Here is a 2,405-nt window from a genome sequence, read left to right on the forward strand (position 1 = left end):
CCCCGGCGCCCGAGTGGTGCGGCGGACGCACCGGGGCGCCGGGACCGAGGGCCGCGCCCGGCTGGGCGGTCTCAGCCCTCCAGGGCCTGCTTGACCTGGGCCAGCGACGGGTTGGTCATGACCGACTCGGCTCCCGAGGGCGCGACCACGAGCACGGTGGGCACCGTCTGGTTGCCGCCGTTGGCCTTCTCCACGAAGGCGGCCGACTCCGCGTCGTGCTCGATGTTGACCTCGGTGTACCCGATCCCCTCGCGGTCCATCTGGCCCTTGAGCCGACGGCAGTATCCGCACCAGGTGGTGCTGTACATCGTCACGGTTCCCGCCATGGGTCTTCGCGCTCCCTCTGGTTGTGATCGGCTGCGGCCGGTCGTGGTGGCTGCGCCCTCCGGGGCCCTCCCCTCAGGGACGGCGTCCACGGCACAGCATCGGGGGAACGTGCCGCGTTCCCCGGGCATTCCCACGCGTACCCTCCTACCCTCTCAGCCCGCCTGATCCCCTTGTCGCCGCCCGTCCACAGCCCCGGTATCTCGTATGACCGGTCCTGCCCGCCTGTGGACACACGTCCCGGGTGTCCCGGCGGCAATGGCAGCATGGCGGAGTGACCTCAGCAACGCACTCCCCACTCTTCCCGCAGTCGCCCGACACGGCCGACGCGGTGCTCGACGGGCTCGACCCGGAGCAGCGCGAGGTGGCGACGGCGCTGCGCGGGCCGGTGTGCGTGCTGGCCGGCGCGGGCACGGGCAAGACCCGCGCCATCACCCACCGGATCGCGTACGGGGTGCGCTCCGGGGTGCTGAAACCGGCCAACGTACTGGCGGTGACCTTCACCAACCGGGCCGCCGGGGAGATGCGCGGCCGGTTGCGTCAGCTCGGGGTGACGGGCGCCCAGGCCCGCACCTTCCACTCCGCTGCGCTGCGCCAGCTCCAGTTCTTCTGGCCGCGGGCGGTCGGCGGCGACCTGCCGCTGCCGCAGCTCATGGACCGCAAGATCCACCTCGTCAGGGAGGCCGCGGAGGCGCACGGCGTCCGGCTCGACCGCACCCAGCTGAGGGATCTGGCCGGGGAGATCGAATGGGCGAAGACCACCCAGACCATCCCTGACCAGTACCCGCAGGCACTCCGCAAGCACGGCCGGGACGCCCCGCGCGACCCGGCCGAGATCCGCGCCGTCTACGACGCCTACGAGCGGCTGAAGCTCGAGCGCCGCCTGATGGACTTCGAGGACGTGCTGCTGCTGATGGTCGGCATCCTCCAGGAGAAGCCCGACATCGCCGAGCAGGTCCACCGGCAGTACGAGCACTTCGTCGTCGACGAGTACCAGGACGTCAACCCGTTGCAGCAGCGCCTGCTCGAGCTGTGGCTGGGGGAGCGGGACACCCTCTGCGTCGTCGGGGACGCCAGCCAGACGATCTACTCCTTCACCGGCGCCACCCCCGACCACCTGCTCGGCTTCCGCCGCCGCTACCCCGCGGCGACGGTGGTCAAGCTGGTGCGCGACTACCGGTCCACCCCGCAGGTCGTGCACCTGGCGAACAAACTGCTCGACGGCGCCCGGGGCCGCAACGCCGAGCACCGGCTGGACCTCGTCTCGCAGCGGGAGAAGGGCCCCGAGCCCATCTTCCACGAGTACCCCGACGAGGTGGCCGAGGCGGAGGGCACCGCCCGGCAGGTGCGTCGCCTGATGGACAGCGGGGTGCCGGCCAGCGAGATCGCGGTGCTCTACCGCATCAACGCGCAGTCCGCCCTGTACGAGCAGACGATGGCCGCGCGGGACGTGCCCTACCGGCTGCACGGCGCCGAGCGCTTCTTCGAGCGGCCGGAGGTCCGGGAGGCCGGGGCGCTGCTGCTGGGTGCCGCACACGGCTCGGTGGACCCGGCGCTGGAGGGGCTGGACGTCCCGGGCAAGGTCCGCCGGCTGCTGGCCTCCCGCGGATGGACCCCGGCCCCGCCGTCCGGTTCGGGAGCCGCCCGCGACCGCTGGGAGTCCCTCGCGGCGCTGGTGCGGCTGGCCGAGGACTTCGTCGTGGCCCGTCCCGCGGCGACGCTGGCCGACCTGGTCGCGGAGCTGCGGGAACGCGCGGCGGCGCAGCACGCCCCGGCGGTCGAGGGCGTAACACTCGCTTCACTGCACGCGTCCAAGGGCCTGGAGTGGGACGCCGTGGCCCTGGTCGGCCTCACCGAGGGCATGATGCCGATCACCTACGCCAAGACCGACGAGCAGGTCGAGGAGGAACGCCGGCTGCTGTACGTCGGTCTGACCCGGGCCCGCAAGCACCTCAGCTTCTCCTGGGCGCTCTCCCGCTCGCCGGGCGGCCGACCGTCCCGGGAGGCGAGCCGCTTCCTCGGCGCCCTGCGTTCGGGGGCCGCGCGCAACGCCTCGTCCGCCTCCGGCGGTGTGGAGCGCG

At 72.9% G+C, this 2,405-nt stretch carries 2 protein-coding genes; one reads left to right on the top strand and one right to left on the bottom strand.

Going from position 1 to position 2,405, the window contains the following annotated elements:
- Window positions 1–71: 71 nt before the first annotated feature.
- Entirely contained in the window at window positions 72–326 is a 255-nt protein-coding gene (locus ACYVE9_RS23195; protein WP_461029836.1) for a mycoredoxin, read from the bottom strand.
- A gap of 272 nt (window positions 327–598) precedes the next feature.
- Here ACYVE9_RS23195 and ACYVE9_RS23200 point away from each other — a divergent pair.
- Window positions 599–2,405, top strand: a 1,807-nt coding sequence (locus ACYVE9_RS23200) for an ATP-dependent helicase (RefSeq protein WP_461029837.1), incomplete at its 3' end; no start/stop codon positions are given.

The sequence above is a fragment of the Streptomyces sparsus genome (assembly GCF_054776295.1).